The sequence below is a fragment of the Flavobacterium hibernum genome (genome assembly GCF_000832125.1).
GTDB classification, from domain to species: domain Bacteria; phylum Bacteroidota; class Bacteroidia; order Flavobacteriales; family Flavobacteriaceae; genus Flavobacterium; species Flavobacterium hibernum.
On the sequence record NZ_JPRK01000005.1, the window covers coordinates 532423 to 550880 of the forward strand.

The 18458-nt window shown below is 32.2% G+C and carries 10 protein-coding genes; 6 read left to right on the forward strand and 4 right to left on the reverse strand.

Annotated features, from left to right (window positions below; all coding sequences use genetic code 11):
* Window positions 1-132 precede the first annotated feature (132 nt).
* The 3 genes from IW18_RS06585 to IW18_RS06595 all read left to right on the forward strand — a co-directional run bounded on the left by IW18_RS06585 (window position 133) and on the right by IW18_RS06595 (window position 2342).
* A complete protein-coding gene (locus IW18_RS06585; protein WP_041516775.1) occupies window positions 133-1032 on the forward strand; it encodes a S66 peptidase family protein in 900 nt (299 codons plus the stop codon).
* A 163-nt stretch (window positions 1033-1195) separates the two neighbouring features.
* A complete protein-coding gene (locus IW18_RS06590) occupies window positions 1196-1567 on the forward strand; it encodes a YraN family protein (protein ID WP_041516776.1) in 372 nt (123 codons plus the stop codon).
* Window positions 1568-1685: 118 nt separating this feature from the next.
* Window positions 1686-2342, forward strand: a complete 657-nt coding sequence (locus tag IW18_RS06595; protein WP_041516777.1) for an aspartate kinase — start codon at window positions 1686-1688, stop codon at window positions 2340-2342.
* A gap of 138 nt (window positions 2343-2480) precedes the next feature.
* On the opposite strand, the gene mfd is transcribed toward IW18_RS06595, so the two are convergent.
* Together mfd and IW18_RS06605 are read right to left on the reverse strand one after the other, a co-directional pair.
* Window positions 2481-5846 carry a transcription-repair coupling factor gene (mfd, locus tag IW18_RS06600; RefSeq protein ID WP_041516778.1) on the reverse strand — a complete coding sequence of 1122 codons (3366 nt, stop codon included), beginning with the start codon at window positions 5844-5846 and terminating at the stop codon, window positions 2481-2483.
* Window positions 5847-5852: 6 nt separating this feature from the next.
* A complete protein-coding gene (locus IW18_RS06605; protein ID WP_041516779.1) occupies window positions 5853-6464 on the reverse strand; it encodes a hypothetical protein in 612 nt (203 codons plus the stop codon).
* A 311-nt stretch (window positions 6465-6775) separates the two neighbouring features.
* Between IW18_RS06605 and IW18_RS06610 the strand changes: the two genes are divergently transcribed.
* On the forward strand, window positions 6776-7714 hold the full coding sequence (locus tag IW18_RS06610) for an L-threonine 3-dehydrogenase (protein ID WP_041516780.1): 939 nt from the start codon (window positions 6776-6778) through the stop codon (window positions 7712-7714).
* A gap of 249 nt (window positions 7715-7963) precedes the next feature.
* Here the strand turns inward: IW18_RS06610 and IW18_RS06615 are convergent, their stop codons facing one another.
* Both IW18_RS06615 and IW18_RS06620 read right to left on the reverse strand, forming a co-directional pair.
* Entirely contained in the window at window positions 7964-9844 is a 1881-nt protein-coding gene (locus IW18_RS06615) for a M1 family metallopeptidase (RefSeq protein ID WP_041516781.1), read from the reverse strand.
* 62 nt (window positions 9845-9906) lie between these two features.
* Window positions 9907-11541: a S8 family peptidase gene (locus IW18_RS06620; RefSeq protein ID WP_041516782.1), complete on the reverse strand. Its 1635-nt coding sequence runs from the start codon at window positions 11539-11541 to the stop codon at window positions 9907-9909.
* A 295-nt stretch (window positions 11542-11836) separates the two neighbouring features.
* Between IW18_RS06620 and IW18_RS22635 the strand changes: the two genes are divergently transcribed.
* Together IW18_RS22635 and IW18_RS06630 are read left to right on the forward strand one after the other, a co-directional pair.
* The gene (locus IW18_RS22635; RefSeq protein ID WP_052480099.1) at window positions 11837-16336 is read left to right on the forward strand and encodes a T9SS type A sorting domain-containing protein; all 4500 of its coding nucleotides are present in this window, start codon (window positions 11837-11839) and stop codon (window positions 16334-16336) included.
* Between the two features lie 163 nt (window positions 16337-16499).
* Window positions 16500-18437 carry a T9SS type A sorting domain-containing protein gene (locus IW18_RS06630; RefSeq protein WP_052480100.1) on the forward strand — a complete coding sequence of 646 codons (1938 nt, stop codon included), beginning with the start codon at window positions 16500-16502 and terminating at the stop codon, window positions 18435-18437.
* Window positions 18438-18458 lie beyond the last annotated feature (21 nt).

Below are 18458 nucleotides of genomic sequence, written 5' to 3' on the forward strand. Positions count from 1 at the left end.
ATTTATAATTTTAAGCAAAAAGAAACTATGATCACGAAACACTTTCAGCACTTCAAGAAACACATTGCTTTTGGTAAATTCGTATTTCTTATTTTTGCCTTACAATCATTCACCTGTCAATCTCAACAAAACATGATAACACCACCTTATTTACAAAAAGGAGATACTGTCGCTATTTTGGCAACAGCAAGAAAAAACATCGACGACAACTTAAAACCTACAATAGATTTATTGCACAGTTGGGGATTAGAAGCTGTTGTTGGAACCACAATTGGACTTGACTATAACCAACTTGCCGGAACTGATGAACAACGTGCTGCCGATTTTCAGCATCAATTAGACAATCCAAATATTAAAGCAATTTGGTGTGTCCGTGGAGGATATGGAACGGTAAGAATGATCGATTTACTTGATTTTACCAAGTTTAAACAACACCCAAAATGGGTTATTGGTTTTAGTGATGTTACAGTTTTGCACAATCATTTAAATACAATGGGTTACAAATCTATTCACGGAATTATGCCTGTAACAGTTGCTCGTGCTACTCCGGCGGCTATTAGTTCAATGAAATCGAGTTTGTTTGGAGAACCGTTATCTTATTCTGTTGCTCCGGATAAAATGAATCGTTTTGGTAAAGCTACTGGCGAACTAGTTGGTGGGAATTTGTCAATTTTATACAGCTTATTAGGTTCTCCATCTGCCATAGATTGTAAAGACAAAATTTTATTTATTGAAGATCTCGACGAATACTTGTATCATATTGATCGTATGATGATCAATTTGAGACGCAACGGTTGCATCGAAAACCTAAAAGGAATCATTGTTGGTGGTATGACCAAAATGAAAGACAATGAAGTTCCGTGGGGTAAAAATGCCGTCGAAATTATAGATGATGTAACCAAAAAATATAATATCCCTGTAATATTCAATTTTCCTGCAGGACATATTCAAGACAATCGTGCTTTAATTATGGGGAATACCATTTCTATTGATGTAAATGCATCCGGAAGCACTGTAACTTTTCAGAAATAAAATTATCTCAGAAGTTCCTTAGTTACGGAATTTTAAATACCACATATTATAATCTCGCAAAGACGCGAAGTCGCAAAGAAAGGAATCAAACTTTGCGACTTCGCGTCTTTGCGTGCAAATTACTGGATAAGGCATAAAAAATTCATAACTCACAATTAAAAAAATGGCTGAACACAATGAACTTGGCAAAAAAGGAGAAGAACTTGCGGTAGAATATCTTCAGGAAAATGGATATGAAATTTTAGATCGAAACTGGACTTTTCAGAAGGCCGAAATAGATATTATTGCTCAAAAAGAATCCATTTTGGCAGTAATTGAAGTTAAAACACGATCGAGTTTAGATTTTGGTTCTCCACAGGATTTTGTTAAGCCAAAAAAAATTCAGCTTTTGATAAAAGCAGTAAATGCCTACATAAACTATAGGGAAAAGGATTTTGGAGACGACTTAAATATTCGATTTGACATCATAGCCATCCATAAAAACGGTGAAACATTTGCAATTGAACATCTTACGGATGCTTTTTATCACTTTTAACATAATTTTTTATTGTTATAATTGTAACAAATTGTTTTTTAATTTATATTTGCAGAGATTTATAACATCAAATTAACTACGCAAACCAATTACGTTACAAAAAAAAAGAAAAAAAATTATGAAAACCGTTTCTTCAATCGTCGAAAATTACATCAAAACCAAACCCTTTTTATTAAATGCGCTATCGCTTGGAATCATCAACCTGACGTCGCTTTCTCGGAACATTATGACCGAATTGGAAAGTGAATTTGGCAAAGAGGTGAAACAAGGTGCTGTTGTAATGTCACTAAAACGACTCACAGAAGAATTGGATTTTAAATTAAATCATAAAATTAATAAAGTCATAAAAAATATTGGCGAAATTACGGTTCGCTCAGAATTGACAGATTACACTTTTGCTGCTTCAGAAACTGTTTTAAACAAACAAGCCGACTTAATTTCTGACATCAATGCTTTATCTGATATTTTTTATACTTCGTCTCGTGGTGTAAACGAAACTAACATTGTGGTGAGCAGTAGTGTAAATCATTTAGTTGAGAAACATTTTATTCGTGAAAAACTAATTCAAAAACTCGACAATTTAGCTTCTATAACCGTAAAATTACCAAAAGAAAATATTGTAGTTCCCGGAATTTATTATTTCATTTTTCAGCGTTTGGCTTGGGAAGGAATTATCATTAACGAGGTAATTTCGACTTCAAACGAATTTACAATTTTAGTTGGAGAAGATCAGGTTGATGTTGCTTTTAAAGTAATTAAAGACTTGAAAAACTAAATATAAATTAATCGTTTTTAACTAAAAAGAATGGCCGTATGAAAAAGTTCATACGGCCATTTTATTTTTGCCACGAATTTCACGAATTTCCACAAATTTAATTCGTGGAAATTCGTGAAATTCGTGGCAACTTTATTTTTACTCTCCCAACATCTCCATCAACTCCAAAGCTCTTTTTGTAGATTTTACATTCTCAAAAGTCAGTAAAAGACGTAAACCGTTTGGTGTTTGTTTTTCTTTCATAGTGCAATGATTACTATGTGTAGTCACAAATTTTATCACTTTATGAAAACGCTTCGATTGGTAATAATCTGATTGTTGATCTGAAACGAAATAACCAATCATTTTACCTTTTTTCATAACCAGTTTCTCAATACCAACTGCTGTTGCAATCCATTTAATGCGAATACTATTCATTAATGCATTGGCACGTGGAGGCATTGGACCAAAACGATCAATTAATTTGTTTTGAAAAACAATCAATTCTTCTTCATTTTTCACAGAACCCAATTCGTTATATAAACTCAAACGCTCGGTAACATTATTGATATATTCATCTGAAAATAACAACTCAAAATCAGTATCGATTTGTAGATCTTTTACGTATTCTTTCGTTTCAATATCGTTCTCTTCAGGATATAAATCTTTAAATTCGTTTTCTTTTAATTCTTCGATCGCTTCGTTCATGATTTTTTGGTACGTATCAAAACCAATTTCATTAATGAAACCACTTTGTTCTCCACCTAATAAATCTCCTGCTCCACGAATTTCAAGATCTTTCATGGCAATGTTAAAACCACTTCCCAATTCGCTAAACTGTTCCAGAGCCTGAATACGTTTTCTGGCATCTTCGGTCATTGATGAATATGGTGGACAGATGAAATAACAGAATGCTTTTTTGTTGCTTCGTCCTACTCGACCACGCATTTGGTGCAAATCTGATAATCCGAAATTATTGGCGTTATTGATGAAAATCGTGTTCGCATTTGGCACATCCAATCCACTTTCGATAATTGTGGTTGCGACCAAAACATCAAAATCTCCGTTCATGAAACCTAACATCAATTCTTCGAGTTTAGCGCCTTCCATTTGTCCGTGACCAATTCCGACTCTGGCATTTGGAACCAAACGCTGAATCATTCCGGCCACTTCTTTTATGTTTTCGATTCTGTTATTAATGAAGAAAACCTGTCCGTTTCGCTGAATTTCATACGAAATCGCATCACGAATTACTTCTTCATTAAAACCAACCACATTCGTTTCTATGGGATAACGATTTGGCGGAGGCGTTGTAATTACCGATAAATCTCGCGCTGCCATTAACGAAAACTGTAGCGTTCTCGGGATTGGCGTCGCCGTTAATGTCAACGTATCGACATTTGCTGCAATGGTTTTTAATTTGTCTTTTACGTTTACACCAAACTTTTGTTCCTCATCAACAATCAATAAACCTAAATCTTTAAAAACTACATTTTTGTTGACCAATTGATGCGTTCCAATTACGATATCTAGTTTTCCTTCGGCTAAATCTTTTAGGGTTTGCGCTTTTTGTTTCGCAGTTCTAAATCTATTTAAATAGCCAATAGAAACCGGCATATCTTTCAAACGTTCTGTAAAAGTTCTGTAATGCTGATAAGCCAAAATTGTAGTCGGAACCAAAATCGCAACTTGTTTGCTATTATCTACGGCTTTAAAAGCGGCACGAATAGCAACTTCCGTTTTTCCGAAACCTACGTCTCCACAAACCAAACGATCCATTGGGCGATCACTTTCCATATCGGCTTTTACTTCTGCCGTCGATTTGGTTTGATCTGGTGTATCTTCATAAATAAACGAACTTTCTAATTCGTTTTGTAAATAACTGTCTGGCGCAAACTGAAAACCTTTTTCTAAACGACGTTTTGCATACAACTGAATCAGGTTGAAGGCAATATGTTTGACACGCGCTTTGGTTTTTTGTTTTAAAATTTTCCAGGCGTTCGATCCTAACTTATAAATTTTAGGCGGCGTTCCGTCTTTTCCGTTGTATTTGGAGATTTTATGAAGAGAATGTATGCTTACATAAACAATATCATTATCTGCATAAACCAGTTTTATGGCTTCCTGCGTTTTGCCTTCAACCTGAATTTTTTGCAATCCGCCAAACTTTCCAATTCCGTGATCGATGTGCGTTACATAATCTCCAACAGAAAGTGCGGTTAATTCTTTAAGCGTGATATTCTGCTTTTTCGAATAGCCGTTTTTAATGTTGAATTTATGATAACGCTCAAAAATTTGATGATCTGTATAAGCCGTTATTTGATTTTCTTCGTCAATAAAACCTTGATATAAAGGCAATACAATGGTATGATATTGCTTGCGAATATTCTCTGAATTAGCTTCATCTAAAGTTTCAAAAATATCATGAAAACGTTTCGCCTGAGTTTCATTCGAACAGAACAAATAATTTTTATATCCGTTAAAATGATTATCACTCAGATTATTCAACAACAAATCAAATTGTTTATTGAAGGATGGCTGCGGCTGAATATGAAAATCGAATGTTTTTGTTGTTTTGAAAACGGATTTCGAAGCCAATTCAACAATCGAAAAATCTAAAGCTCGTTTAATGAAAGAAGCCTGATTTAAGAATAACTGCTCAGGCTCTGCATGTTTTATTTCTTTTGATAATTTCTCAAAAGCTTCTTCCGCCCTTGCAAATTGTTTGTCTAACTGACTAAAAAGTCCTTCTGTATTTTGAATAAAAAGAACTGTTTTCTCAGCAATATAATCTAAGAAACTTTCTCTGTTTTCCTGAAATATCTTGTTCTCGACATTCGGGATAATTGTGATTTTTTTATGCGTTTCTACAGAAAGTTGCGTTTCTACATCAAAGCTTCTAATACTGTCAACTTCGTTTCCAAAAAACTCAATTCTGTACGGATGATCGTTTGAAAAAGAAAAGACATCGACAATTCCTCCACGAACCGAAAATTCGCCTGGTTCTGTAATAAAATCAACTCTCTTGAATTCGTATTCAAACAAAACTTCGTTGATAAAATCAATCGAAATTTTATCATTCAAAGCGACTTTCAAAGTGTTTTTGTCTAATTGCTGACGCGTAACTACTTTCTCAAAAAGTGCTTCAGGATAGGTAACAATTATGGCTGGTTTTTTTCGGGAATTGATTCGGTTTAAAACCTCAGCGCGAAGCAAAACATTCGCATTATCTGTTTCATCAACTTCATACGGACGACGAAATGAAGCGGGATAAAACAAAACATCCTGTTCTCCTATCATTTGTTCAAGATCGTTCAAGTAATAAGCTGCTTCTTCTTTATTGTCTAAAACGACCAAAAAAGGAAGTTCTGCTTTTTTAAAAACAGCACGAATTACAAATGAAATTGCTGATCCTAACAATCCGTTAAGATGCATTTTTATCTGATTTTGCTCTAGTAATTGTGTGGCAATCTGCTGATTTTTTGGCAGATTATCATACATGGTATATAAGGCGTTTTTACTCAATTTTGACTATTTTTGATCTGTTGTTTTCAACTGAAGCGAACTTGTACTTGCATTTGGTATTGCACGTGTTGTGTCTAACATCTTCAAGAAATCCTCTTCTCCTTCTTCTTTTGGAATTTTACTTTTTACGTTTATAACATCCATTTGTCTTTCTAATGAAACCAATTCTTTGTTAATTTCTCCAATTAAGAATGCTACTTTTTTATCCGGAATTTGATTTAAATGAATAAATAAATCCATCATCCTGATTTTAGTAATCAAGATTGAAATTCGGCTTTTAATTGGTGGCACATTAAATTCTGCTGGGATATTACTGTTTAAAGCCATTGCTTTTTTTGAAATAGCTGCTGACTTTTTTTGGAATGCTCCGATGGTTTTTCGGGGTTTATCGCCAAGTTCTTTCAAGAATTCACGCCATTCTGTCCAGGAAGTTGTTTTTTGCTCTGCGATTTCATTGATAGGTTCATCAATAAACACCCATGCTTTGCTGACATTATTAAAAATAACTTCATTTTTTTTAGCTTCTTTTTCATTTTCAGCACGACGTTTTTCATCTTCATTTTTACATGAATTTAGCACAAAAACAAAAAGTAGAAAAAGAGATATTTTATATTTCATTTGGTAAAACATTAAGCTACAAAGTTACAAAGTAAATTTACAATTACGAATTCTGTTTTTTGCTAAAGATTCTATAAATCATGGTCGCTTTTTTGCCAAATTTTTAAAAGATTAGAATAATTGTCTTTAGGCTTAATATCAATAAAAATGGACTATTTACAACTATTTCAAAAAGGCACAAAGACACATCTTTAAAAATGAATTATCCAACAAACCAACTTTTTTGTTATTGAATTTATAATTTATGATTGTAATAAATGTATGTAATTGCGAAAACGTTATATTTGTGTCTCTAAAAAAAACTCATTTAAATGAATCCAAAAATATTGATCATAGGTGCTTGCGGTCAAATTGGGACTGAATTGACTCAGAAGTTACGCAAGCTTTACGGAACAGAAAATGTAATTGCTTCTGATATTCGAAAATTAAATACTGATGTTGTTAATTCAGGTCCGTTCGAAGTTGTCAATGCTTTAGATTTTAATCAAATTGAACATTTGGTAGAGATTCATCAAATTACTGACATTTATTTGATGGCGGCACTTTTATCGGCTACAGCCGAGAAAAACCCTGCTTTTGCCTGGGATTTGAATATGAATTCTTTATTTCATGTTTTGAATTTAGCGAAAGCAAAAAAAATAAAAAAGATTTTCTGGCCATCAAGTATTGCGGTTTTTGGACCAACAACTCCAAAAGAAAATACGCCTCAATATACTGTAATGGAGCCTTCGACTGTTTACGGAATTAGTAAGCAGGCGGGAGAAAGATGGTGCGAGTATTATCATAATATTTATGGCGTTGATGTTCGAAGCATACGCTACCCTGGTTTAATCAGCTGGTCTACACCTCCAGGTGGTGGAACAACAGATTATGCTGTGGATATTTTTTACAAGGCGATTGCAGATAAAAAATACGAGTGCTTTTTATCCTCTGAAACAAAAATGCCTATGATGTATATGGATGATGCTATTGATGCAACCATTAATATTATGAAAGCACCGGTTGAGGAAATCAAAATACATTCTTCATACAATTTGGCGGCAATGAGTTTTACGCCAACAGAAATTGCTAATGAAATTAAGAAACATATTCCTGAATTTGAGATTACTTACAATCCTGATTTCCGTCAGAAAATTGCGGATAGCTGGCCAGCAAGTATCGATGATTCTCAAGCAAGAGAAGACTGGAACTGGAAACACACTTTTGATCTTGAAACGATGACAAAAGATATGATTGAACATTTGAGTTAAATCTAATAACTCGAGTTCAATATTTTATTGAAGCTCATAAAAAAATTGAATAGCGTCCAACTTTAGTTGGATGGAAAAATAAATTATACCAAAATGGCTTTAGCCAAACTGTAAAGGTTTGGCTAAAGCCATTTTCTATTTAAATCTTATTTCTCCAGCTAAAGCTGGAGGCTATTAAAATATACTTTAAGCGAAAAAAGTCCCGTTTATTAATTTAAACGGGACTTTTTTACTTTTATAAAATGAAGATTACTTCACTTCAAAAACATTATTTGCAGCTTTTACATCAGCCATTAATCCGCTTGGATCGATTGTGATTTTTTTAATTGCTGTTTTGTTTTTATCAATTGTAAAACTGTAGTTTGACTGTGCCCAAGCCCAATCTTCTAAAACTGTTCTCTTTTGATTTGGATTCGGATTTGGCTTAATAAAATTCATCATTCGTAATGGAATGTAGAAATTTTCAGAAGTTCCATCTGTATAATCTACTCTTAGATCGATTGGCATTGGCATTCTACCGATTCTTTCCAGAGTTACAGTTGTTTTTCCTGCATTATCAATTACATCTTTAATTCCGTAATCAATTGTATTTGTGGTTTCAGCCCAATCGATTAAATACCAATCTAACTCAGCTCCAGAAACTCTTTCTGCTGTTCTCTTAATATCGTTTGGAGTTGGATGCTTGAATTTAAAATCATTAAAATATCTTTTTAAAGTTGCATCAACATTGTCTTTACCTATTACATATTCTAGTTGCGACAAAAAGATACTTCCTTTGATATAAGATGAAATACTATATGGTCTGTTTTCGTCGTAACGATCACCGTGTGTTGTTTGCGGTTGCTCTTTTCCTGAATTAACCAAACTGTAATAAGCTTTGTAATTCCCTACAAATGGGTTTACTTCTTTTTTATCTCCTTTTAATTCATTCAATGCACTGTCTTCAATGTAAGTTGTAAAACCTTCATCCATCCATGGGTGTTTTGACTCGTTTGAAGCTAAAACATGTTGAAACCAAGAATGTCCTAATTCATGCGTTGCAGTTCCTAGAATTCCTTCAACAGTTCCGCTTCCCATCATTAATGTACACATTGCATATTCCATTCCACCATCTCCACCTTGAATAAATGAGTATTGTTTGTACGGATAATTTCCAACTCTATGATTGTAATAATCCATCACTTTTACCATTAAAGGTTCAACTTGTTTCCAATTTGCAGTAGTTTTTGGATCATTTTTGTAGAAGAAATGCAAATCGACATCATTTGGTCCTTTTACAATATCATGTGTATAATCCTTATCTGCAGCCCAAGCAAAATCATGAACCATTGGTGCAATAAAATGCCATGTTAATGTTTTTGTTTTCTTTGGATATACAACCGTTACACCAGCATCTTCGTAACCGTGACCAATTGTGTTTTTGTCCTGTAAATAACCCGAAGCACCAATTGTGTAATCTTTATCCATTGTAATTTTAACATCAAAATTACCCCAAACACCGTGAAATTCTCTTGCAATGTATGGATCTGCATGCCAACCTTCAAAATCAAATTCGGCTAATTTTGGATACCATTGTGTCATCGAAAATTCAACTCCCTCAGAACTATTACGTCCTGAACGACGAATTTGAACGGGAACTTGTCCGTCGAAATCTAAAGTAAAAGTTGTTTTTGTATTTGGCAAAATTGGTTTAGCCAAAGTCACTTCCATTATTGTCCCAGAAATTCTGGTTTGTGCCGTTACTCCGTCTTGCTTGAAATTTGTAATTTTTAAAAATCCAATTTCATTTGGTTTCAAAGTTTCAATACGACTTTGTTTAGTCTCCTTTCCATCGGCACCTTTCACTTTGTTTACCATTCTTCCATCAGGATCTTTTATAGAATGCAAACGAGCATCCATTTCACTTCCTGGCTGAAAAGCATTTGAGAACAAATGGTAAAATACCTTTTTTAGCGTATCAGGAGAATTGTTGGTGTATACCAATTCTTGTTTTCCTTTGTATTGATAATTTTTTACATCCATGGAAACTTCCATTTTGTAATCTACATGTTGCTGCCAATACGGAGCACTTTGTGCAAATGCTGAGTTTAAGCCCAAACTCAAAAAGGAAAGTAGTATAATTTTTCGCATTGTTTTTACAATAAAAATGGAAGAGTTGCCACTCTTCCATTAGGTTACTATTTTGTGTTATTTTATTTTTTTGACATTTTTTCTGCCATCAATAAAGCATTATAAGCATTAACCATTTTTGCTGTTCTTGATGATTCTACAGAAGAAACTGCTACAGGTTTTTCTTGTGGATTTGGATTTTCTCCTAAAACCACTTTTGATGGAAGCGCAACTCCAGAATCCATTAAAATCTGTTTTACTTGTGCTGCTTTTAATTTTGGATAATATGAACGAATCAAGGCTGCCACTCCTGCCGCATTTGGTGCTGCCATTGAAGTTCCTTGTAAATATTTGTATTTATTATTTGGAACTGTTGCGTAAATTTCTTCACCTGGAGCAAAAACGTCAACATTTATTTTTCCAAAATTCGAAAACGGAGCTACAACTGTTTCTCCATATTCTTTATTTATTGCTCCAATTGTAATTAAATTGTTTGCAAATTCTTTGACGTTATCTTCAGAATCATTTGGGTAATTGATGTTTTTAGTTTCATCAATATTGTAACCATCATTTCCTGCTGCATGAACAATTAAAACATCTTTTTTGGCTGCATATTTTATCGCATCGTAAACCCATTTTTTATGTGGAGAAAAGCTTTTTCCAAAACTTCCGTTGATCACTTTTGCTCCGTTATCAACCGCATAACGAATTGCCAAAGCGATATCTTTGTCATACTCATCTCCGTCTGGAACGGCTCTTACTGTTAATATTTCGACATTATTTGTAACACCGTCTCCGCCTAAATTGTTTCCACGAATTTGACCAATGATTCCTGCAACGTGCGTTCCGTGAAGTGCTTTTTCTTTATCCGGTCCAAAAACTACATTATTTCCGTAGTGATTGTCTTTGATATCTTCTGGATTATCTCCTACAATTTTTCTTCCGTCGTATTCTTTATTTAAATTGTAATTTAACTGATCGTAAACTTGGTCGTTATACTCGTTTAATTCGGCTTCTGGATCAAAAGTTGGACCTGCATTATTAAAAATCATGGCCATAACTTTTTTACTTTGTAGAACATTTGGATCTGCAGAAGTAATTGAACTTAAATCTTCAAGTTTATAAGTTGTTTTATTTAGAGCCTTTTTAATTGTATTATGATAATTTAATAATTCATCAACTTGTTCTTTATCTTTTAAAGCATCTTCGTATTTTTTTGTATACTGCGCTAAAGCTTCTTTATATTCTGGAGAACCATCATCGCCTTTTTTAACAATACGAGTCATTTCAAGATTTTCGTGAACGGCATTTCCAAGAAAATTCCATCCGTGAACGTCGTCGATAAAACCATTTTTATCATCATCGATTCCGTTACCAGGAATTTCTTTAGGATTTGTCCAGATCATTCCTTGCAAATCTTCGTGCTCAATATCGACACCAGAATCTACAATACCTACAATTACTTTTACGCCTTTTTTCCCTTGCAGTAATTCGGCATAAGCCCTATCAACACTCATTCCCGGAATCGAGTCTTTTAATAAATCTAGCTGACTCCATCTTTTTAATTCATTTTCGCTAACTGGTGCTTTTTTAACAATAGCTAAAGGTGCAACAAGTGGCTGTTTTGGAGCTGAATTTTGCGCTTGTAAATTTGCGCTACAACCTGCTAAAACAAGTAATGCAAAAGCAGATAATTTAAGGGGATTTATATGACTCATGTATCTGTAAATAATTGTAAAGTTAAATTATGCGCCTAAATTATGATTTTTTGTTACATAAAACTAACGATTAACACTGTGTTATGATTTTTATTGTAACATTAAAAAAAATGACAAAACGTAAAAAAGTGTTCTAAACACAAAGTTTTCACTTCATTTTCTCTTAAAATTTATTGTCTAAATCAATAATTCCGTATTAAACTCTAAAAAAAATAAAATCCTACTTACGGTTTCCCGTAAGGAAAAATAAATTGCATTTTGTACACTTGCGCGACCTAATCCTTAAACCTTATCTATGAAAACAAAACTACTCTTGTTGCTATTATTAGCAAATTTTTCTATTTATGCTCAAACTAATTTGGTATCCAATGGAGACTTCGAAAGCTGGACGCAATCTTCACAGCCAACGGATTGGTTTCGTTTCACTAATGGACTCCTTTATCAGGATTCTAATGCTCAACATGGCGCTTCAAGTACAAAAATGGAAATAACAAGTGGTACGCTCCACTTCATGAATAGCAGCCCGTTTGCAATACAATTAGGAAAAGCATATCGCGTTACAATGTATCACAAATTGGTTTCTGGGACATTTTCGTCTGTCGAATTATCGTTGACAAAAAATGATGCCTTTAAAACAACTTTAACAAAAACAATAGAAACTAGCACGGTTAATTCTGAATGGAGAAAAATTGAATTTGACTATGTTGCTACTACTACTCAAAATGCCGAAATTAGCATTTTGGTTACAGGAACTACTGGTTCTCAAATTTTAATTGATAATGTTTCGATTGTAGATGTTGCAGAACTTGGACCTAAATATACACTTATTCCAGATGTAAACTTCGAAAATGCTCTTATAGAAGCAGGTATAGATTCTGGTACTGCAGACGGAAAAGTTTTAACTTCGAAAGTTGCTACGGTAACCAACTTATTTTTATCATCAAAAAATATCGCAAGTCTTAGTGGTATAGAAGATTTTAAAGCTTTACAAATTCTTTCTTGTTTATACAATCAATTAACTAGTGTAGATATCTCTAATAATACCAACTTGACACATTTAAATATAGATGGTAATAAGTTGACAAAGCTTGATATCGCTAAAAACACTAAATTAACTGAATTAACCTGCGATGACAACCAAATCGCTTCGTTAGATTTATCTTTTACACCCTTGTTGACGGAGTTGAGTCTTAATTCTAACCCGGTAACTTCGATAGATGTTACTAATTTAAAATCATTACGCCGTTTGTCTTTTCTTAAGTGTATGATATCATCCATAGACTTAACAAATAATAAAGATTTAACTTCCCTTCTGGCTAACCGCAACAAACTAACAGTACTAAATCTATCTCAAAACAAAGAGTTAGTCCATCTTGACTTTTATTCTAATTCACTAACGGCATTAGATGTAAGTGCAAATACTAAACTTGAATATTTAAATATCTCTTCTAACCCAATTACAAGTATTGATCTAAAATTAAATATCAACTTAAAAGCTTTAGTTTGTGTTACTACTCAAATAAGTACTCTTGACTTAAGTAACAATAAATCCTTAATTGGTTTAAATTGTCAAAACAATACCAATTTGACCGAATTGAATTTAAAGAACGGGAATAATAGCAATTTAGTAAAATCTTATACTTATTGGACAGGTACTCGCGGCGCGCCTGAAATATCAAGTTTTCAAAACAACTTAAAATTATCCTGCATAGTTGTTGATGACGTAGCTTACGCTAACACAAACTGGTCTACGCTTACAAGTTATCCAATTCTATTTACATTAAACTGCGCTTCTCTGGCTTACACTTTAATTCCCGACGCAAATTTTGAGATTAAATTAATGGCTCTCGGATTTGATAAAGATGGAAAAAACGGTAAAGTATTAACTTCGAGTATTTCTACACTAACTTCATTAAATGTTTCTAAAAGCAATATTACAGACCTAACAGGAATTCAGGATTTTAAAGCGTTAACATCTTTAAATTGCTCAGAAAATGCTTTAACAACACTTGACGTTTCTTCAAATGTAAATTTGAAAACTTTAACAGCTAATAAAAACCAATTGAAGTCTATAAATACTTCAAAAAATTTAGCTTTAGAATCTTTCACGGGTAGTGAAAACCAATTTACAGCTTTAGATTTTTCATCTAATACTGCGCTACTTAGAGTTTATGCAACAGATAATGTATTAACAAGTCTAAATGTTAGCAACAACAGTAAGTTAACAACATTATGGTGCCAAAGAAATAAACTACCAAACTTAGAGATTTCAAAAAACACAGCCTTAACTGAATTTGTTTGTGACAGGAATGAATTAGAAACATTAAATGTTTCTAAAAATACTGCTTTAACAACTTTAACTTGTTCTGAAAACAAATTGAAAAGTTTAGATGTTTCTCAAAATACTTTACTAAAAATCTTCAATTGTTCAATTAACAAGTTAGAGAGTTTAAATGTAAAAAACGGAAACAACACTTTGCTGGATCCTGCAAACTTATCATTCTTTTCCAACTTAAATTTAAAATGTATTTTAGTAGATGACGTAGCTTTTGCCAACACGAACTGGTCAAAATTAAAAGACGCCTCAGCAACTTATAACACAGATTGCACCGCTTACACATTAATTCCTGACGCTTTTTTTGAACAAAAATTAATTGATTCAGGAATTGACACAGACGGTAAAAATGGAAAAGTTGTTACTGCAAGTATAGCGGGTGTAAAAGATTTAAATCTTCAATCAACTAATGCAAAAGATTTAACTGGTCTGGAAGATTTTATATCCTTAGAGAATTTAACTACTCCTGGCACAAAGATCACAAAACTAAATGTTACAAAAAACACGGCCCTAAAAACATTAAATTGCAGCTCTGAAGACCTAAGCTCATTAGATTTGACAAATAACATAAATCTAGTTAGTTTAAATGCATCGAACAATAAATTCAGCACGTTAAATACAAGTAAAAATTTAGCTCTTGAAAGTTTAAATCTTACCAGTAATACACTGACCGTTTTAGACATTCAGAACAATATAAATCTAACTTCTTTAAATTTAACGCTTAATACTAACTTGAGCAGCATTAATGTATCTAAAAATACGAAGTTAGTAACTTTAGAAGCTGCATCAACTGGTATTCAAAATTTGGATATTACAGCAAATACAAAACTTATCAGTTTGATTTGTGGTAACAGTAAACTTAATAGTTTAGATGTTTCTTCAAATCCATTATTGGTTACTTTAAATTGCCAAAACAACGCGCTAAAAACTTTAAATTTAAAAAATGGAAAAAACACTTTGTTTGGCACCAATCTTAACTTTAAAAATAATGCAGGATTAACTTGTATTTTAGTAGATGATGTTTCTTATTCTGACACAAATTGGAGCACTTTTAAAGATGCCGCAACAAATTACAGCTTAGATTGTATACCTTATACTCTAATTCCTGATTCAAATTTTGAAGACAAATTAATTGCTCTTAAAATTGACAAAGATGGTAAAAATGGAAAAGTAGCAACTTCAAGCATTAGTTCTCTTACTTCGTTAGATATTTCTTCAAGTTCTATTAAAGATCTTACAGGAATTAAGGATTTTACATCTTTAACCATATTAAATTGTAGCACAAATCAAATAACATCATTAACTCCTGCAAACAATCTTTTACTGACGGTATTAAACTGTAGCGCAAATCAGTTAACTTCTTTAAATACTATAAACAATCTTTTGTTAACCGATTTAAATTGTTCTTCAAATTTAATAACTTCAATTGATGTTAGTAAAAATAAATCGCTGACTGCTTTAAATGTATCAAATAATAACTTGACTACTTTAAATGTAAAAAATGGTTTCAATACAAATATGGATTGGTTTAGTGTGAACTTCACTAAAAATGCTTCTTTAAGCTGTATTCAAGTTGATAATGCCAAATACTCTAATGATAATTGGAACGGAAAATTAGATAAAACTTCTTATTTCACAGAAGATTGTTCAAGTTTTACATTAATTCCTGACAGCAATTTTGAAGATAAATTAATTGCATTAAAAATTGACATTGATGGTAAAAACGGAAAAGTTTTAACTTCTACAATATCAAAAGTTACTGATTTAAATGTACAATTGAGCGACATTAAGGATTTAACCGGAATTCAGGATTTTGCATCTCTTGAATTTTTAAACTGTCAATTTAACTTTTTAACTTCATTGAATGTAACAAAGAATTCAAAATTAATTGAATTGTACACGCACGGAAATGACTTAACAGCACTAGACGTATCAGCAAATACTGCTCTTACAACTCTACAAGTTAATAAAAACAAACTAACTGTCTTAGACTTATCTAAAAACACTAAGTTAATTTATGTGAATGTTTCAGAAAATGCACTAAAAACATTAAACCTTAAAAACGGTAACAACACTAATTTTATAACGGCCTTTATGTTCAAAAACGCTGCATTACTTTGTATTCAGGTAGACAATGCATCTTTTGCAACTACCAGTAGCGTTTTCTCTAAAGATGCTAGTGCATCATATTCGGCAACATGTTCATTAGGTATCGAAGATTCAGTTTTTGACAAAGTAGTAATGTACCCAAACCCAACAAAGGGCGAAGTAAACATTAACAACATTTCATTAGATAAAGCAACCGTTTATAATTCGTTAGGACAATTGGTTAAATCATTTGTATTCAATTCAGGTGACACCAATAATACAATCAATTTATCAGACTTGCCAAAAGGAATTTACTATGTATACTTAATTAGCGAGGATGCTGCTTCGGCTAAGAAAGTAATAGTACAATAATTACTATTAGTTGACCAAAAAAATCCCATTTTCGACATACTGAAAATGGGATTTTTTTTTAAATATAACATTAATATTCACTCATAATTTAGTCCGTTTTTATTTAATAAATTATAAATGAATATCGTATTATTGCGCAGCCATAATTTACAAATCTTTTTATATGAAAACAAAACTACTCTTGTTGCTATTATTAGCAAATTTTTCTATTTACGCTCAATACACTAAAATTCCCGATCTTAATTTTGAGAAGCGATTAATTGCTTTAAAAATTGATTCTGGCACTCCAGATGGGCAAGTGCTTACAACAAGTGTTTCAGGATTAACTTCATTAGATGTCTCAGATAGTTCTATATCAGATCTTACAGGAATTCAGGCTTTTAAAGATCTTGAAACTTTACAATGTTACAGCAATCAACTTACTACGGTAGATTTAACAGAAAACATTAATCTTTCAACTCTTAACTGTTCTAAAAATTTACTGACTTCTTTAAGTTTGGGGTTAAACATCAATTTAAAATACCTTATCGCTTCTGACAATAAATTGACGACTTTATCATTATTAAGAAACACGCTCTTAAGACAATTACAAGTAAACAATAATCTTTTAACGACTTTAACGATATACAATTCAACATTGTTAGAAGAATTAAGTTGTGATAAAAACAGTTTAACAACATTAAACGTTAACTCTAATACTGCTTTAAAAACATTATCATTTACTCAAAATCAAATTGTCACTATTTCATTTGCACAAAACTTATTATTAAAGGATTTAACTTGTTGGGGAAATAAACTGACTGCTTTGGATGTTTCAAAAAACACTGCATTAGTTTCTTTATACTGTGATTCTAATAAAATTGCAAAGCTGGATCTTTCTGCAAATATTAATCTTGTAGACTTTACATGTAGTTCAAATAGTCTGACTGAATTGAACTTGAAAAATGGCAATAACACCAAAATAAATAAAAACCAACTGGATTTACGCAACAATCCTAGCTTATCTTGTATTCAGGTTGACAATGCTCAATATTCAAATACAAATTGGCTTTCTGTTGTTAAAGATCCAATTGCAAATTACAATGTTGATTGTACTGTTTATACTTTAATTCCAGATATCAATTTCGAGAATAAACTAATCGCTCTAAAATATGATACTGCTCCAGCAGATGGTAGAGTTGTTACATCAAAAATTTCCGGATTAACTTCTTTAAATGTTGAAAATAGTGCTATCTCTGACCTAACTGGTATTCAAGATTTTAAAAGTTTAAAAATATTAGATTGTAGACAAAACAATTTAATATCCTTTGATATTTCGCAAAATGTACTTCTTGAAAGTATAAATTGTACTTATAATAAAATGACAAGTATAAACGTTACAAAAAACATCAATTTAATCGATTTATATTGTTCTAACAATAAATTAATTACTGTAAATACTTCTAGTAATCCGGCATTAAAATCACTTGTTTGCTTTGATAATGCAATTACTACTTTAGACGTAACAAACAATCCTGTTTTGAGAACTTTGTCATGCGCAACGAATAACATACAAGTTTTAGATCTTAATAACAATCCAAAATTAGGAATGTTCTCAGCACGTCTTAATGCAATAAAAAAATTAGATCTTTCAAAATGTCCTGAATTATATCAAGCAGATTGTCGCGCCAATAGTCTTACAGAAGTAAATCTAAAAAATGGAAGCAATACTTTAATAACTACTTCAAATTTTGATCTTGGAGCTAACAATGGCCTAAAATGTATTCAGGTTGATGATGTAAATTATGCCAATACAAATTGGGGAACTAAGAAAGATGCTTCAGCTTCATTCTCTACAAGTTGTTCACTTGGTATCGAAAATTCGGTTTTTGATAAAGTCGTAATGCATCCGAACCCAACAAAAGGCGAAGTAAACATTAACAACATTGCACTAGAAAAAGCAACCGTTTATAATTCATTAGGACAACTAGTAAAATCATTCGTATTCGATTCTGGAGATACTAATAATACAATCAATTTATCTGGCTTGCCAAAAGGAATTTACTATGTATACTTAATTAACGAAGATGCTGCTTCGGCTAAGAAAGTAATAGTAGAATAATTACAATTAGTTAACCAAAAA

Bases quoted from the DNA above. Each gene is read 5' to 3' on its own strand.
- IW18_RS06590 (WP_041516776.1), top strand. From the start codon at position 1,196: ATGGCTGAACACAATGAACTTGGCAAAAAAGGAGAAGAACTTGCGGTA.
- IW18_RS06610 (WP_041516780.1), top strand. From the start codon at position 6,776: ATGAATCCAAAAATATTGATCATAGGTGCTTGCGGTCAAATTGGGACT.
- IW18_RS06615 (WP_041516781.1), bottom strand. From the start codon at position 9,844: ATGCGAAAAATTATACTACTTTCCTTTTTGAGTTTGGGCTTAAACTCA.
- IW18_RS06630 (WP_052480100.1), top strand. From the start codon at position 16,500: ATGAAAACAAAACTACTCTTGTTGCTATTATTAGCAAATTTTTCTATT.
- IW18_RS22635 (WP_052480099.1), top strand. From the start codon at position 11,837: ATGAAAACAAAACTACTCTTGTTGCTATTATTAGCAAATTTTTCTATT.
- IW18_RS06585 (WP_041516775.1), top strand. From the start codon at position 133: ATGATAACACCACCTTATTTACAAAAAGGAGATACTGTCGCTATTTTG.
- IW18_RS06595 (WP_041516777.1), top strand. From the start codon at position 1,686: ATGAAAACCGTTTCTTCAATCGTCGAAAATTACATCAAAACCAAACCC.
- IW18_RS06605 (WP_041516779.1), bottom strand. From the start codon at position 6,464: ATGAAATATAAAATATCTCTTTTTCTACTTTTTGTTTTTGTGCTAAAT.
- IW18_RS06620 (WP_041516782.1), bottom strand. From the start codon at position 11,541: ATGAGTCATATAAATCCCCTTAAATTATCTGCTTTTGCATTACTTGTT.